This is a genomic window from Streptomyces alkaliphilus (assembly GCF_014141535.1).
In the GTDB taxonomy this organism is placed as follows: domain Bacteria; phylum Actinomycetota; class Actinomycetes; order Streptomycetales; family Streptomycetaceae; genus Streptomyces; species Streptomyces alkaliphilus.
This window is the reverse complement of record NZ_VKHT01001074.1, coordinates 1-1,629: the sequence shown is the minus strand read 5'-3', so window position 1 is coordinate 1,629 and position 1,629 is coordinate 1. Positions and strand designations below refer to the sequence as shown.

Below are 1,629 nucleotides of genomic sequence, written 5' to 3'. Positions count from 1 at the left end.
GTGGGGGACGGCCCGGCCGATGGCCCGTCAGAGCGGGGGCAGTTCCGGCGGCACGGCCGCCGGATTGCGCTCCAACTCCTCCAGCGCCATCCGCACGGCCGTCTCCAACTGCGGGTCCCGGCCGGCGGCGTACTCGTGGGGCGCGATGGGAACCTCGACGTCCGGCTCCACGCCGTGGTTCTCCACCGACCAGTCGTAGCCCTTGAGCCAGATCGCGTAGCGCGGCTGGGTGATGGCGGTGCCGTCCACCAGGTCGTAGCGCATGTCGATGCCGATCACCCCGCCCCAGGTGCGGGTGCCGACCACCGGCCCGAGCCCCAGCGTCTTGATCGCGGCGGTCACCATGTCGCCGTCGGAGCCCGCGTGCTCGTCGCTGATGGCCACGATCGGTCCGCGCGGCGCGTTCTCCGGGTAGCTGAGCGGCTCCTGGTGGCGGATCAGGTCCCAGCCGATGATCCGGCGCGCGAGCTTCTCGATCACCAACTGCGAGGTGTGCCCACCGCGGTTCTCCCGGACGTCCACGATCAGCCCCTCGCGCCCCATCTCGGTGCGCAGGTCGCGGTGGAGCTGGGCCCAACCGTTGCTGACCATGTCGGGCACGTGCAGGTATCCCAGGCGGCCGTCGGACAGCTCGCGCACCGCCGCCCGGCGCCCGGCCACCCAGTCGTGGTAACGCAGTTGCTCCTCGCTGTCGAGCGGGACCACCACCGCGTGGCGACGGGGCGACCCGTCGGCCGGGGCGATGGTCAGTTCCACCGCCCGGTCCGCGGTGCCCGACAACAGCGGGCCGGGGCCGGTGGTCGGATCCACCGGCACACCGTCCACCGCGAGGATCGCGTCCCCCGCCCGCACGGCCACCCCCGGCGCGGCCAGCGGGGAACGGGCCTGCGGGTCGGAGGTCTCCGAGGGGAGCACCCGCTCGACCCGCCAGGTGCCGTCCGCGTCGCGGGTCAGGTCGGCGCCGAGCAGACCCTGACGGCGGGAGGCGGGGACCGGGGCGGCGGGGGGCGTGACGTAGGCGTGGGAGGTGCCCAGTTCGCCGTGGACCTCCCACAGCAGGTCCACCAGGTCGTCATGGGTGGCTACCCGCTCGACCAGGGGTCGGTACTCGGCCAGCACCGCGTCCCAGTCGACACCGTTCATGTCGGCTCGCCAGAAGTGGTCCCGCATCAGTCGGCCGGTCTCGTCGAACATCTGGCGCCACTCGGCGGCCGGGTCCACCGTCAGCCGCACCCGTTCGAGATCGAGGCCGAGGCTCTGCTCGTCGTCCTCGCCGAGGTTGGAGGAGTCGGCCGGGACGCTGCGCAGGCCGGCCGGGGCGCGCAGCAGGACGCGCTTGCCGTCACCGGTGACCTCGAACTCGCGGACGTCGGAGGCCAGCGTGCCGGCCTTCAGACGGGTGAGGTCGTACCGCTCCACGGTGGTACCGGGACGGTTGCCGCCGGGGGTGCCGGCGGAGGTGCCCAGGGTGCCGCTGATCGGGTGGCGCAGCCACAGCACGCCGTCGGACCAGGCACGCAGGTCGGAGTAGCGGCCCGCGTCCACGGGGAAGGGGATGATCCGGTCGGCGAGCCCCTCGACGTCCACCCGGGTGGCGGGGGCACCGGTGGTCCCGCTCCCCTTCCCCTG

The 1,629-nt window shown here is 73.7% G+C and carries 1 protein-coding gene; it reads right to left on the bottom strand.

What is annotated here, in order from left to right; all coding sequences use genetic code 11:
* Positions 1-27: 27 nt before the first annotated feature.
* On the bottom strand, positions 28-1,629 hold a 1,602-nt coding region (locus tag FNQ90_RS22475; protein ID WP_182608017.1), incomplete at its 5' end, for a S41 family peptidase.